Origin of the sequence: Paracoccus angustae (genome assembly GCF_042648745.1) — a bacterium.
GTDB lineage: Bacteria > Pseudomonadota > Alphaproteobacteria > Rhodobacterales > Rhodobacteraceae > Paracoccus > Paracoccus angustae.
In genome coordinates, this window is sequence record NZ_JBHRXY010000005.1 from 158,887 (window position 1) to 171,900 (window position 13,014).

Annotated in this window: 14 protein-coding genes; 8 read left to right on the top strand and 6 right to left on the bottom strand. The window is 68.6% G+C overall.

Annotated elements, in window-relative coordinates; all coding sequences use genetic code 11:
- Positions 1-2 precede the first annotated feature (2 nt).
- The 4 genes from gndA to ACFOM8_RS09200 form a co-directional block, all read right to left on the bottom strand.
- On the bottom strand, positions 3-1,403 hold the full coding sequence (gene gndA / locus ACFOM8_RS09185; RefSeq protein ID WP_377761057.1) for an NADP-dependent phosphogluconate dehydrogenase: 1,401 nt from the start codon (positions 1,401-1,403) through the stop codon (positions 3-5).
- A gap of 69 nt (positions 1,404-1,472) precedes the next feature.
- Positions 1,473-1,925: a PaaI family thioesterase gene (locus tag ACFOM8_RS09190; protein WP_377761058.1), complete on the bottom strand. Its 453-nt coding sequence runs from the start codon at positions 1,923-1,925 to the stop codon at positions 1,473-1,475.
- Positions 1,926-1,937: 12 nt separating this feature from the next.
- Positions 1,938-2,774: a pyridoxal kinase gene (gene pdxY / locus ACFOM8_RS09195; RefSeq protein WP_377761059.1), complete on the bottom strand. Its 837-nt coding sequence runs from the start codon at positions 2,772-2,774 to the stop codon at positions 1,938-1,940.
- Entirely contained in the window at positions 2,771-3,451 is a 681-nt protein-coding gene (locus tag ACFOM8_RS09200; RefSeq protein ID WP_377761109.1) for an MOSC domain-containing protein, read from the bottom strand. The genes pdxY and ACFOM8_RS09200 overlap by 4 nt, the downstream gene beginning before the upstream one ends.
- A gap of 133 nt (positions 3,452-3,584) precedes the next feature.
- Between ACFOM8_RS09200 and ACFOM8_RS09205 the strand changes: the two genes are divergently transcribed.
- Both ACFOM8_RS09205 and ACFOM8_RS09210 read left to right on the top strand, forming a co-directional pair.
- Entirely contained in the window at positions 3,585-4,706 is a 1,122-nt protein-coding gene (locus tag ACFOM8_RS09205; RefSeq protein WP_377761060.1) for a Ppx/GppA phosphatase family protein, read from the top strand.
- A complete protein-coding gene (locus ACFOM8_RS09210; RefSeq protein ID WP_377761061.1) occupies positions 4,706-5,449 on the top strand; it encodes an RlmE family RNA methyltransferase in 744 nt (247 codons plus the stop codon). The genes ACFOM8_RS09205 and ACFOM8_RS09210 overlap by 1 nt, the downstream gene beginning before the upstream one ends.
- Here ACFOM8_RS09210 and ACFOM8_RS09215 read toward each other — a convergent pair.
- Positions 5,437-6,258, bottom strand: a complete 822-nt coding sequence (locus ACFOM8_RS09215) for a helix-turn-helix transcriptional regulator (protein WP_377761062.1) — start codon at positions 6,256-6,258, stop codon at positions 5,437-5,439. The two genes, ACFOM8_RS09210 and ACFOM8_RS09215, sit on opposite strands and share 13 nt — an antisense overlap.
- Positions 6,259-6,515: 257 nt before the next feature.
- Positions 6,516-7,505, bottom strand: a complete 990-nt coding sequence (gene miaA / locus ACFOM8_RS09220; protein WP_377761063.1) for a tRNA (adenosine(37)-N6)-dimethylallyltransferase MiaA — start codon at positions 7,503-7,505, stop codon at positions 6,516-6,518.
- On the opposite strand from miaA, the gene pyrH reads away from it, so the two are divergent.
- From pyrH to rseP, 6 genes are all read left to right on the top strand, one after another.
- A complete protein-coding gene (gene pyrH, locus ACFOM8_RS09225) occupies positions 7,504-8,238 on the top strand; it encodes a UMP kinase (RefSeq protein ID WP_377761064.1) in 735 nt (244 codons plus the stop codon). The two genes, miaA and pyrH, sit on opposite strands and share 2 nt — an antisense overlap.
- A gap of 117 nt (positions 8,239-8,355) precedes the next feature.
- The gene (gene frr / locus ACFOM8_RS09230; protein ID WP_377761065.1) at positions 8,356-8,919 is read left to right on the top strand and encodes a ribosome recycling factor; all 564 of its coding nucleotides are present in this window, start codon (positions 8,356-8,358) and stop codon (positions 8,917-8,919) included.
- A gap of 6 nt (positions 8,920-8,925) precedes the next feature.
- Positions 8,926-9,663, top strand: coding sequence for a polyprenyl diphosphate synthase (gene uppS / locus ACFOM8_RS09235; RefSeq protein WP_377761066.1), 738 nt, complete (start codon positions 8,926-8,928; stop codon positions 9,661-9,663).
- Positions 9,660-10,505 carry a phosphatidate cytidylyltransferase gene (locus tag ACFOM8_RS09240; protein ID WP_377761067.1) on the top strand — a complete coding sequence of 282 codons (846 nt, stop codon included), beginning with the start codon at positions 9,660-9,662 and terminating at the stop codon, positions 10,503-10,505. The genes uppS and ACFOM8_RS09240 overlap by 4 nt, the downstream gene beginning before the upstream one ends.
- A 3-nt stretch (positions 10,506-10,508) precedes the next feature.
- Positions 10,509-11,666, top strand: a complete 1,158-nt coding sequence (gene dxr / locus ACFOM8_RS09245) for a 1-deoxy-D-xylulose-5-phosphate reductoisomerase (RefSeq protein WP_377761068.1) — start codon at positions 10,509-10,511, stop codon at positions 11,664-11,666.
- A complete protein-coding gene (gene rseP / locus ACFOM8_RS09250; RefSeq protein WP_377761069.1) occupies positions 11,663-12,994 on the top strand; it encodes an RIP metalloprotease RseP in 1,332 nt (443 codons plus the stop codon). Before dxr ends, rseP begins: the two co-directional genes overlap by 4 nt.
- Positions 12,995-13,014 lie beyond the last annotated feature (20 nt).

The window sequence follows — 13,014 nt, forward strand, 5'->3', positions numbered from 1 at the left end:
CGTCACATCGTCCCGGCCCAGGGGCCATGCGGATCGTCCAGCCCGTCGATCCGCTGGAAACCGTGCGCGCCGAAGAAATCGCGCTGCGCCTGGATCAGGTTGGCGGTGCCGCGCCCGGTGCGCATCAGGTCGAACCACATCAGGCCCGACGCCAATGCGGGCAGGGCATGGCCTGCCGCCGCGCCTTCGGCCACCACCCTGCGCAGCGCGGGCATGGCGGTTCCGATCAGGTCCGCGAAAAAGGGCGCCATGATCAGGTTGCGGGCCGGATCCTCGGCCAGGGCGGCGGCCATGTCGTTCAGCATGGCCGAACGAATGATGCAGCCCGCGCGCCAGACCCGCGCGATGTCCGGCAGATCCAGCGTCCAGCCGAATTGCCGGGACGCGGCCGCGATCATCGCGAAGCCCTGTGCATAGCAGAAGATCTTGCCCGCGATCAGGGCCTGTTCCAGGGTCTGCGGATCCATGGCGCAAGGGCGCGGGGCAGGGCCGAACAGCGCCTCGCCCGCCAGGCGTTCGTCCAGGCGGGCCGAAACGTTGCGTGCCATCACGGCGGCCTCGATCACCGGGATGGGGGCGGACAGGTGCTGCGCCTCGATGGCGGTCCAGCGGCCGGTGCCCTTCTGGCCCGCGCGGTCCAGGATCACGTCCACCACCGGGCGGCCGGTATGGCGATCGGCGGCGCCCGTCACGATGGCCGAAATCTCGATCAGATAGGATTTCAGCGCGCCTTCGTTCCAGGCGGCGAAGGTCTTGCTGATCGCGGCTGCGTCCATGTCCATGCCGTCGCGCAGCAGGCCGTACACCTCGGCGATCATCTGCATGTCGGCATATTCGATGCCGTTATGGACCATCTTCACGAAATGCCCCGCGCCCGCATCACCCATCCGGGCGGCGCAGGGGGTGCCGTCCTCGGCCCGCGCAGCGATGGCGGTCATCACGTCGGCCACGCGCGCCCAGTCGGCCGCATCGCCCCCGCCCATGATGGCGGGACCGTGGCGCGCGCCTTCCTCGCCGCCCGAAACGCCCATGCCCAGAAAGCGGAACGGCAGCCCGGCGGCATCGCGGCGGTCCGTGTCGTGGAAATCGGCGTTGCCCGCGTCGATCACCAGGTCGTCGGCGTCCAGCAGCGGGGCAAGCGCCGCAAGCTGGTCATCGACAGGCTGACCGGCGGGCACCATCAGGATGATCGCGCGGGGCTTCGCGATGGCGGCGACCAGTTCGGCCAGCGTCTCGGCCGGAGTGATTCGCGCCGCCAGATCGCCCGCGTTCGCGGCGAAGCTCCGCGTCACGTCGGTTGTGCGGTTCCAGACCGCGATGGGAAAGCCTTTCTCGGCGATGTTCAGCGCCAGGGCCGCGCCCATCGTTCCCAATCCGATCAGCCCGATCCGAGCCTGTGCCATGATGCAATCCTTCCGCAATCCGTGGTGGCGGACCGTTTACGCTAACGGATCGGGGATGTCACGGCGGCGTCAGGCGGGTTTGCCCTGCACGCAGATCAAGGTCTGCAATCCGGTCGCGACGTGGACGCGCCTGGCGGGCGCGACGCCCCAGACATCCAGCTGGCAGACGGTCAGCGTCCGGCCCGGCTTGATCACGCGGCCCGTGGCTTCGAGGAAGTCGCCCTGCGCGGGGTTGATCAGGTTCAGCTTGAACTCGACCGTCAGAACCGAACTGTCGCCGGGCATCAGCGTGAACCCGGCATAGCCGCCCGCCGAATCCGCGATCGAGGCCGTGCCGCCCGCATGGAAATAGCCGTGCTGCTGGGTCAGATCCGGCTTGAAGGGCAGGCGGATCGTCACCAGTCCGGCCTTTGCCTCGGCCAGTTCGGCGCCCAGCAGGCTCATCAGCCCTTGGCGGGCAAAGCTGTCGCGGATGCGGTCCAGGGCTGCCTGGGGCAGGTCGCTGCTGCCAATCTCCATCATCTCCTCCGGGGTTTACAGGGTCAGCAGGGCGGCGCGGAAGCCGGGGTCCGACAGCACCACCTCGTTCGCGCCGAGGCGGCCGGCATGGGCCAGCGCCGCCGCCGTCAGGTCCTGCGCGGTCTCGACCGCGTGGGACAGGCCATGGCCCTTGCCCAGGCCCGCGACGATCAGCCCCGCGAACAGATCGCCGGTGCCGGGCAGGGCCACGGGCAGGCGGGGGGTCGGATGGCGCGTCGTGCCTTCGGGCCCCAGGATCACGCTTTCCAGGTGATCCGCCGGACTGTCGTCCAGCACGCAGCCCGTGGCGATCAGCGTGGCGCCCGGCGCCATGCGCAGGTCGGCGGCGGCGGCTTGCAGATCGGCCATGGCGGTGATGGGGCGGTTTGTCAGGTGCCCAAGCTCGAAGGAGTTGGGCGTCGCCAGATCGGCCAGCGGCAGCAGCCGGTCGCGCATGATCCAGGCCAGTTCGGCGGGCACATAGAGCCCCGGCCCATGATCGCCCATCACCGGGTCGCACAGATAACGCATGCCGGGGTTGGCTGCCTTGCAGCGGGCGACGAAATCGGCGGCCAGCTGCGCCACCTCGACCGAGCCGAAATAGCCCGTCATCAGCCATGCCGCGCGCTGCGGCAAGCCGCGTTCCCACGACCCCAGCAGCAGGTCGGCGAACAGGTCCGGCGGCAGGGGCGCGCCCCGCAATGTCGGATAGTCGGGGGTGTTGGAAAAGATCACCGTGGGAATGGCCGCGACCTCCAGCCCCGCGGCCTGCATGGGGAAAACGGCCGCGGAATTGCCGACATGGCCCAGGACAACCTGGCTTTGGACGGAAATCACCAGCGGCGGCGTCATGTCCCGCCCTCCAGCCGGGGACGCCAATCCTCGACCCGGCCGCTGTCCAGGCGCCGGCGCGCATACCGCCGCCAGCCCTCGGCCAGCACCTCCAGGGCGGCGATGGCCTCCAGCTCGGCGCGGTTCAGGCGATCGACATACATCGCGCGCCACAGCCGCCGCAGCGTCCAGCCGGGTGCCACCCGGTCGATCAGCAGCAACTCGTCGCCGGACGAAACGGGGCCGGGCTGCAAGACGCGGTAATACCAGCCCGTGCGGCCCGTGTCCTGCACCCGCCGCGCCATGTCGGGCAGGCCGAAGCGGCGGTTCAGTTTCCAGCATGGCTGGCGGCCTTGCGAAACCTGCACCAGCGCGCCCCCCAGCCGGAAGATGTCGCCCACCGCCACGCCGTCCTCGGTCATGCCGAGGGTCGAGACGTTCTCGCCAAAGGCGCCGGGCGCGTCCAGCAAGGACAGCTCGCCCAGATCGGCCCGCCATGCCGCATAATGGTCGAATGGATAATGGTGAACCGCCTTTTCCGGCCCGCCGTGAACGCGCCGGTCGGCCTGCGCGTCGCCCTCGAACCCTTCGGCCCCCAGCCAAAGGCGCCCGGTGACCGGCGTCTTGGCAATGGCGCTTGTCGCGTCGGATCCGGCAAGGGGCGCGACGGGTCCGGTCAGCAGGGTGGGCGGCATGATCAATCCAGACTGAAACTTGGCACCCTTATCAACCGACTGGCGGGCCTTCGACAATCGTCCTTTTGCCGCCCCTTGAATGGTCGGGGGGCGCAGGTTACGTTTTGTGCAACTTGATATCGGAGGGCGTATCGTCATGACGCCCAGGCGTCCTGCGGGTGCGGACGCGTTCCCGAAAACCGCGGTAGAGCCGTCCGGCACCCGAAACTCCGAGGAGGGGGCGCTTTATGCTGCCCTCGACCTCGGCACGAACTCGTGCCGGATGCTGATTGCCCGACCGAAGGGCAGTCAGTTCCAGGTCATCGACAGCTTCTCCAAGCCGGTGCAGCTTGGCCAGGGGCTGGAAGCGTCTGGCCGGCTGTCGCGCAGCTCGATGGCGCGGACGGTTCACGCGTTGCAGGTCTGCCGGCGCAAGCTGGAACAGCACCGCGTGCCCAACATGCGCCTGGTCGCGACCGAGGCCTGCCGGCGCGCGCGGAACAGCCGCGACCTGTTGCGCACGATCCGGCGGGAAACCGGCTTGCAGATCGAAACGATCAGCGCCGAGGAGGAAGCCCGCCTGGCGGTGATTTCCTGCGCGCCGCTGGTCAGCCACAAGACGGAAACGCTGATGGTCGTCGACATCGGCGGCGGATCGACGGAGCTGGTCTGGATCGACCTCGAGGACGTGGAGCCCAAGGAGCGTCCCCGCGCGATCATGCGGCTGTCGGACGGCTTCGGCAATCCGCAGCCGGGGGGGGCGCGGGTTGTGGACTGGATCAGCGTGCCGCTGGGGGTCGCCACGCTGCGCGACCAGTTCGCGGATGTCGAGGACGACGGGGGCCGTTTCGCCCTGATGAGCTGGTATTTCGAGGAAATGCTGGCGGGTTTTACCCCCTATGCCGACGGCGCGCCCGACGAGGGTTTCCAGATCATCGGCACATCGGGAACGGTGACAACGGTTGCGGCCAGTTTCCTTGGCCTGCGCCGCTATGACCGGACCAAGGTGGACGGGCTGGAGATGACCAGCACCCAGATCGACCGGGTGATCCATTCCTATCTGCAACTTGGCCCCGACGGGCGCCGCGCGGACCCGCGCATCGGGCGGGAACGCCACGCGCTGATCATGTCCGGCGCGGCGATCCTGCAAACCCTGATGCGCATCTGGCCCACCAGCAAGCTGTCGGTGGCGGACCGCGGTCTGAGAGAAGGGTTGCTTTACGCCCAGATGGTGCGCGATGGGGTGCTGGCAGCCGATGGACTGAACGGAGTGGCATGATGACGAAAGCCCCAGGCAGCCGCGAGGGGAAATCCAGCGGGCGCGGCGCGCGCGACCTGCGCGTGCGGGTCAAGACCGCCAAGGGGCGGAAACTGTCCAGCAAATTGTGGCTGGAACGGCAGTTGAACGACCCCTATGTGGCCCGCGCGAGGCGCGAAGGCTATCGCGGGCGCGCGGCCTTCAAGATCCTGGAACTGGACGACAAGTACCGCTTTCTGGTGCCCGGCGCGCGGGTTGTCGATCTGGGCTGCGCGCCCGGCGGCTGGTGCCAGGTGGCGGTGGGGCGCGTGAACGCCCTGGGCGAGAAGGGCGGCAAGGCCGTGGGCAAGGTTCTGGGCGTCGATCTGCAAGAGGTCGATCCCATCGCGGGGGCCGAAATCCACCAGCTTGATTTCCTGTCCGAAGGCGCGGACCAGAAGGTCAAGGAGTGGCTGGGCGGGCCTGCCGACGTGGTGATGTCGGACATGGCGGCGGCATCCTCGGGCCACAAGGGCACCGACCACCTGCGCATCGTGGCCCTGGTCGAGGCTGCGGCGGCGCTGGCCTTCGACATCCTCGAACCCGGTGGAACTTTCGTGGCCAAGGTCTTGGCGGGCGGGGCGGAAACCGAGATGCAGGCATTGCTGAAGCGTAACTTCGACAAGGTCGCCAATGTCAAGCCGCCGGCCAGCCGCAGCGATTCGTCCGAGAAATTCGTGGTCGCCACCGGCTTTCGCGGCAGGCAAACCGATCAACAGGACTGAGCGCGAAACACCTCGGGCGTGCGCCCGGTCGCCGCGACAAAGGCCCGGATGAAATGGGCGTGGCTGGAATAGCCGAGATCCGCCGCGATGCGCTGCGTCGGCTGCGCCGTTTCGCGCAGCAGCCGGGCCGCGCATTCCAGCCGAAGATCGTGGATCAGTTCCACCGCCCGCTTGCGGTGGGCGGCAAGGCAGGCCTGGTCCAGTTGCAGCGTGCTGCTGCCCAGTTCGGCGGCCAGTTCCGCCACGGAGCGGGATTGGCCAAGCCGCTGCCGGGCCAGAGCCACGAAGCGGTCGATCAGCGGACGGTCGGGAGGCGCGCTTTCGGGCAGATCGGGCGCGCGGCCCGGCGCAAGCTGGCGCAGGCGCAGCGACAGCAGGTTCATCAGGCAGGGCAGCGTCCCCGGGTCGCCGTCCGGCGTCTCGACCCCGATCTCGCGCAGGGTGGCGTCCAGTTGCGCGGCATGGCTGCCCACATGCGCGGCCAGAACCTGGTCGGGCAGGGGCGGCACCGCCTGCGCCCCCAAACGGGCCGCGATCAGGGCGACATGGCCCCGCGTTCCCGGGGCGGGCAAGACCGCAAAGGCCGTGCCCGCCGGGACAAAGCGCAGATCGCCCGCCCGCAGGCAGGCATGGTCGCGGGGAAAGTCAAACTGGACGCGCCCCTCGATCACCCAGACCAGCACGTGATCCGGGCGGGTGCGCGGCTGCGGCGGCTTGGCCCGGCTGCCCCACAGGAACGCCTCGAGCGGCAGCAGCCGCATGCCGTTCTGCCGTCCGACGGGATGCGCTCCGCGCCAGGCGGGTTGCATGGCGGCGGGGACGGGATTGCCTCTGGATGCCGGGATCGACGGGGGACCGGCGGGCGGTTCGGGCGCGTCGGCGATGAAGGGGGCGTTGACTCCATCCACCCCCAACCGCCGGCCAGCCCGGATCCTGCTGGGAGAGAACGGAAATCCGTCTTTCCATTGCGAATGCTCGAACGCCGACATGAGATTCGCCTGACATAAAGGACAATAAGCGAATTATTGCCGATGACTGGTTCGGACTCAATGCCGTCGATGCGCGATCAGTCGGGCGCTGTGCTTTTTGCGTCAGCCTGGACGGGCCGCCAGTCCCGCATCCGGCCCCTGAACCAGATGCGCTGCGCCTTGGCGTACTGCCTTGTGGCGATGATCGCGCGTTCGGTCGCGGTCGGCAGGTCGATCTCGCCCCGCAGATGGGCGACCAGCTCGGGCGCGCCGATGGCGCGGGCCCATTGCCGGGCGGGATCCCAGAACGGCAGCATGGCGCGCGCTTCATCCAGCGCGCCTTGGCGCATCATCGCATCGAAGCGCCGCGCGATGCGGTCGGCCAGCCAGTCGCGGTCCGCTGTGACCAGGATGCGCTGCCCATCCTCCGGGCCGATCAACGGAGGCGGCGTGTCGGCCTGCCAGTCGGCCAGACCGCGCCCGGTGGCGGTCAGCACCTCCCACGCGCGCTGCACGCGCGCGGGGTTCCGGGTGTCGATGCGGGCGCGGGTGGCGGGATCGAGCGCGGCCGCCATGCGCGCCAGGCCGCCCTCGGCGGCCAGTCGGGCGTCCCCCTCGGCCCGGATGGCGGGAGGCACGGGCGGAACATGGGCCAGCCCCTGCGTCAGCGCCGTCAGGTAAAGGCCGGTCCCCCCCACGACGATCAGCCGCCGGTCCAGAAGGCCCGCCACCTCGCGAAGCCAGTCGCCGACCGAATAGGCCGTGCCCGGCGCGACATGGCCGTAAAGCGCGTGGGGAACCGCGGCCTCGTCGGCGGGCGACGGACGCGCGGTCAGCACCCGCCAGCAGGACCAGACTTGCAGGGCGTCGGCATTGACGATCAGCCCGCCCTGCCGACGCGCGACGGCCAGCGCCAGCGCCGACTTGCCGCTGGCCGTCGGCCCCGCGATCAGCAGGTGGCGCCCGGGGTCGATCTGGTGCAGAGGGATCACGGCAAGGCGGCTTTCGGGCGGTTGAACACCGACGCCTTTTGCGACATTTTGCGCCGCGATGAAAGCGACCGGCGCTGTAGACGAAGGAATGGACATGACCGATCATGGGGGCGCGGCGCCCGCGCAATACGGCAGGGTTATGCTGAAGATCTCGGGCGAGGCGCTGATGGGCGACCAAGGCTACGGCCTGCACCCGCCCACCGTCGCGCGCATCGCCGACGAGGTCGAATCGGTCCAGAAGATGGGGGTCGAGGTCTGCATGGTCATCGGCGGCGGCAACATCTTCAGGGGCCTGCAAGGCAGCGCCCAGGGGATGGAGCGGACAACGGCGGACTACATGGGGATGCTGGCCACGGTGATGAACGCGCTGGCCATGCAGTCCGCGCTGGAGGCCAAGGGCCTGCATTGCCGCGTCATCAGCGCCATCCGCATGGACGAGGTCTGCGAGCCCTATATCCGCCGCCGCGCCATCCGCCACCTGGAAAAGAAGCGCATCGTGATCTTCGCGGCGGGCACGGGAAACCCGTATTTCACCACCGACACCGCCGCCACGCTGCGCGCGAACGAGATGAACTGCGAGGCGATCTTCAAGGGCACCAAGGTCGATGGGGTCTATGACAAGGATCCGAAAAAGCATTCCGACGCAAAACGTTACGGCGAGGTCAGCTATGACGAGGTTTTGCAAAAGCACCTGGGCGTGATGGACGCCTCGGCCATTGCCCTGGCCCGCGACAACCGCCTGCCGATCATCGTCTTCTCGCTGGACGAGCCGGGCGGCTTCCGGGGCATCCTGGAAGGCAAGGGCACCTACACGCGGGTTCACAACTAGCCCCTTGGGGGCCGTCGCCGGAATGGCAAAGCCTCGCGCATTTTAGGGGCAAAGTCTTTGCCATCATTAACCGATCCCGCTACAAGCGGGGAAAATTCAATGCAGAGGCAGTCCCAGATGGCAGAGGACATCGACATCGACATCGACGACCTGGAACGGCGCATGAAGGGGGCGATGGAAAGCCTGCGCCACGAATTCTCCAGCCTGCGCACGGGCCGCGCCTCGGCCTCGATGGTCGAACCCGTCCAGGTCGAGGCTTACGGCCAGATGACCCCGATCAACCAGCTGGGCACCGTCAACGTGCCCGAACCGCGCATGGTCACCATCAACGTCTGGGACAAGGGCATGGTCGGCAAGGTCGAAAAGGCCATCCGCGAATCCGGCCTGGGCATCAACCCGCAGACGAACGGCACCATTATCATGCTGCCGATCCCCGAACTGAACGAGGAGCGCCGGCGCGAACTGACCAAGGTCGCCGCCCAGTACGCGGAACATGCCCGCGTCGCGATCCGCAACGTGCGCCGCGACGGCATGGACCGGATCAAGAAGGGCAAGGCGAACGGCATGCCCGAGGATGACCAGAAGTTCTGGGAAACCGCCGTGCAGGAACTGACCGACAAGATGATTGCCCAGGTCGATCAGGCGCTTGAAAGCAAGCAAGCCGAAATCATGCAGGTCTGAGGGAAAATGATGGCCGCTGAAACCGCACCGCTGCTGTTATCGGGCGGGGTCGATCAGCGGCCTCGTCACGTCGCGATCATCATGGACGGCAATGGCCGCTGGGCCACCGAACGCGGCTGGCCGCGCCTTGTCGGCCACCGCCGGGGGGCCGAACGCGTCAAGCAGATCGTCCGCGCCTGCCCCGACCTGGGGGTGAACTGGCTGACCGTTTACGCCTTTTCGACCGAGAACTGGAAGCGTTCGACCGAGGAAGTCCTGGGTCTGATGAAGATCTTCCGCCGCTACATCCAGTACGAGGCCGAGGGCATGGCCGCCGAGGGCGTGCGCCTGCGCTTTATCGGCGGACGGGACCGTCTGGACGACAAGCTGCGCGCCCTGATGTCCTCGATCGAGGCGCGGACGGCGGGCAACACCCGCCTGAACCTGACGGTCGCGATCAACTATGGCGGCCGGGACGAACTGACCCGCGCATCCGCCCGCCTGGCCCAGAAGATCGCGCGGGGCGAGATCGAGACGCCTACCGAAACCGATCTGGCGGCCTGCCTGGACACGGCGGACCATCCCGATCCCGACCTGGTGATCCGCACCTCGGGCGAAACGCGCACGTCGAATTTCCTGCCGTGGCAGGCGGCTTACGCGGAATACGAGTTCACGCCGGTGCTGTGGCCGGATTTCACCCCTGACCACCTGGCGCGGATCCTGGACCGCTTCGGGTTGCGCGACCGCCGCTTCGGGGGCGTATGAGCGCCGGGCGCGTCCACGCGGTAAAGCCTCCTGCGGGCAAATGGGCCGACCTGTCGCGCCGTGTCGCCTCGACGCTGGTGCTGCTTGGCATCGGCATCATGCTGGCGGTGGCGACGGGGGTCTGGCTGCGGCTGGCAATGGCTTTGATTTCGGCCATCACATTTTGGGAACTGGCGGCGATGACGGGCTGGAAGAACCCGCGCCTGCATCCCGGCATCTTCGGGGCCTGGCGGCCTTTCGCGCTGGCGGTCATCGCCTTCATGTCGCAGGTCGTGGCGACGATGTCCGGCCATCCCCTGGCGGTCCTGGCGCTGCTGTTTCCGTTGGTCGCGGGCATTCCCGGCGCCGCGACGCGCGACCGCTGGACCTATGCGGTTTTCGGCCTTGCGATCATGCTGGTGGCTTTCGGCCTGGTCGGCTTCCGCGAGGCTTACGGCCTAAATTTCGTGCTGTGGCTGATGGGCATCGTGATCGTGTCGGACACCACGGGCTATTTCTTCGGCCGCATGATCGGCGGGCCGAAGTTCTGGCCCTCGCTCAGCCCGAAGAAAACCTGGTCGGGAACCGTGGCCGGGTGGATCGGCGCATTTCTGATGGGCGTTGTCCTGTGGTGGCTGGGCCGGGCCGACGCCCCGGCGGTCTGGTGTTCGCCCATTGTCTGCCTGGCGGGCCAGATGGGCGACATCGCCGAAAGCTGGCTGAAGCGCCGGGCGGGGGTCAAGGACAGCTCCAACCTGATTCCCGGGCATGGGGGCTTCATGGACCGTTTCGATGCGGTGACGGGCGCGGTTCTGGCCACCATGTTGATCGGGCTGTTGACGGCATTGCCCGCGGTGAATTGACGAATGCGACGGATTTCCATTTTCGGGGCCACCGGTTCGATCGGGGCGAACGGCGTTGACCTGATCCGCCGCGCGGGCGGGCCCGGGGCATTCCACACGGTCGCGCTGACCGGCGGGCGCAACATCGCGCGGCTGGCGCGGATGGCGCGCGACCTGCGGGCCGAGGTCGCCGTGACCGCGCATCCCGGCCTGCTGGGCGACCTGCGCGACGCGCTGGCGGGCAGCGGCGTCGAGGCCGCGGCAGGCCCCCAGGCCTTGATCGAGGCCGCGCGGCGCCCGTCGGATTGGGTGCTGTCGGCCATTGTCGGCGCGGCGGGGCTGGCGCCGGGGCTGACGGCTCTGGCCCAAGGGGGCGTGCTGGCGCTTGCCAACAAGGAATCCCTGGTCTGCGCGGGGCCGCTGCTGCGCCGGGCGGCCCAAGCCGGAGGCGCCACGATCCTGCCGGTGGATTCCGAACATTCCGCGATCTTTCAGGCGCTTGGCCAGGATGATCTCGAATCCGTCAAGGACGTGACCATTACCGCCTCGGGCGGCGCCTTCCGCGACTGGCCGCTGGAGCGGCTGGCCGCGGCGACGGTGGCCGAGGCCTCGACCCACCCCAACTGGGCGATGGGCCAGCGGATCACCATCGACAGTGCGTCGATGTTCAACAAGGCGATGGAGGTCATCGAGGCGAAAGAGTTTTTCGGCCTCCGGCCCGATCAGATCAGGGTGCTGGTCCATCCCGAATCGATCATTCATGCCCTGGTCGGCCATGTCGATGGCGGCACCATCGCGCATCTGGGCGCGCCCGACATGCGCCATGCCATAGGCTTCGCGCTGAACTGGCCCCGCCGCGCGCCGCTGCCGGTGGCGCCGCTGGATCTGGCCGCGCTCGGCAGCCTGACCTTTCGGGCGCCCGATGAGATCCGCTGGCCCGCCCTGCGCCTTGCGCGAGAGGTGATGACGGCGGGCGGCATGGCGGGGGCGGTGTTCAACGCGGCCAAGGAACAGGCGCTCGACGACTTCATCGGCGGACGGATCCGGTTCACGGCGATGGCGCCTCGCGTGGAAATGACCTTGGAGGCCCTGTCGGCGCGCGCAGGCTTCGGCGATGATCCGGCTGATCTGGAGACGGTCCTGCATTGGGACCGCGAAGCACGCAAGGAAGCCGCCGCATGACCGACCTGATCCCGCAATTCGGCAGCACGCTGTGGACGCTGGCTGCGTTTTTCGTGGCCTTGGCGGTGATCGTGACCGTTCACGAATTCGGCCATTATTACATCGGCAGGCTGTCGGGGATCCGGGCCGAGGTTTTTTCGGTGGGATTTGGCCCGCGCCTGATCTCGCGCCGCGACCGGCGCGGCACGCTGTGGCAGGTGGCCGCGATCCCGCTGGGCGGTTATGTCCGCTTTCTGGGCGACGCCAATGCCGCCAGCGCGGGGACCGGCCGCCCGGTCGATCCGGCCTTGCGGCGGCAAACGCTGTCGGGGGCGCCGTTGTGGGCGCGCTTTGCGACGCTGCTGGCGGGGCCGGTCTTCAATTTCATCCTGTCGATCCTGGTTTTTGGCGGCTTCGCGCTGGTCCAGGGCCTGCCCACCGAGGAGCCGCAGGTCGGCGCCATTGCCGAGGCTCCGCCCGGCGTGGTCAACGAGTTGCAGCCGGGCGACCGGATCCTGGCCGTGGGCGGCCAGCCGGTCCAGACCTGGGGCGACATCGGACAAATCGCGGAAACGCTGCCGGTGGCCGCGCAGCAGGACTGGCGCGTGCTGCGCGACGGGGCCGAGATCACTGTGCGCGGTCCCGACCCCATGCCCGCCCGCATCAGCGGCGTGGCCCCGCGCAGCGCGGCGGCCGAGGCCGGGCTGCGCGCCGGCGACGTGGTTCTGGCCATCGACGGCCAGCCCGTCAGCCGCTTCACCCAGATGCGCCAGGCGGTCGAGGCCGCCGAAGGCCGGCCGCTGACCCTGCATGTGTGGCGTCCCGGCGCGGGAACGGCCGATTACACGCTTGTTCCCAAGATGCAGGATCTGCCCGCCGACGGCGGAGGCTACGAACGCCGCTGGCTGATCGGCGTGACGGGCGGCGAAAGCTTCTTCGCGCCCGCGACGCGCCGCGCCGGGCCGCTGGAATCGCTGGGACTGGGCATCCAGCAGACCTGGGGCATCATCGCCTCGTCCCTTTCGGGGATGTGGGCGATGATCTCGGGCCAGATCGGGACGTGCAACCTGGGGGGCGCGATCAGCATCGCGGAAAGCACAGGGCAGGCGGCCAGCGCGGGCGGCGGCAGCTTCCTGTGGTGGATCGCGGTCCTGTCGGCGGCCATCGGGTTCCTGAACCTGCTGCCGATCCCGGTTCTGGATGGCGGCCATCTGATGTTCTACACGTGGGAGGCCGTGACCGGCCGCCCGCCCTCGGACAAGGCGCTGAACCTGCTGACGGCGATCGGCATGGCGGCGGTGCTGTCGCTGATGATTTTCGGGCTCACCAACGATCTTTTGTGCCCTTGACGCGCGATGCGCTTTTGACA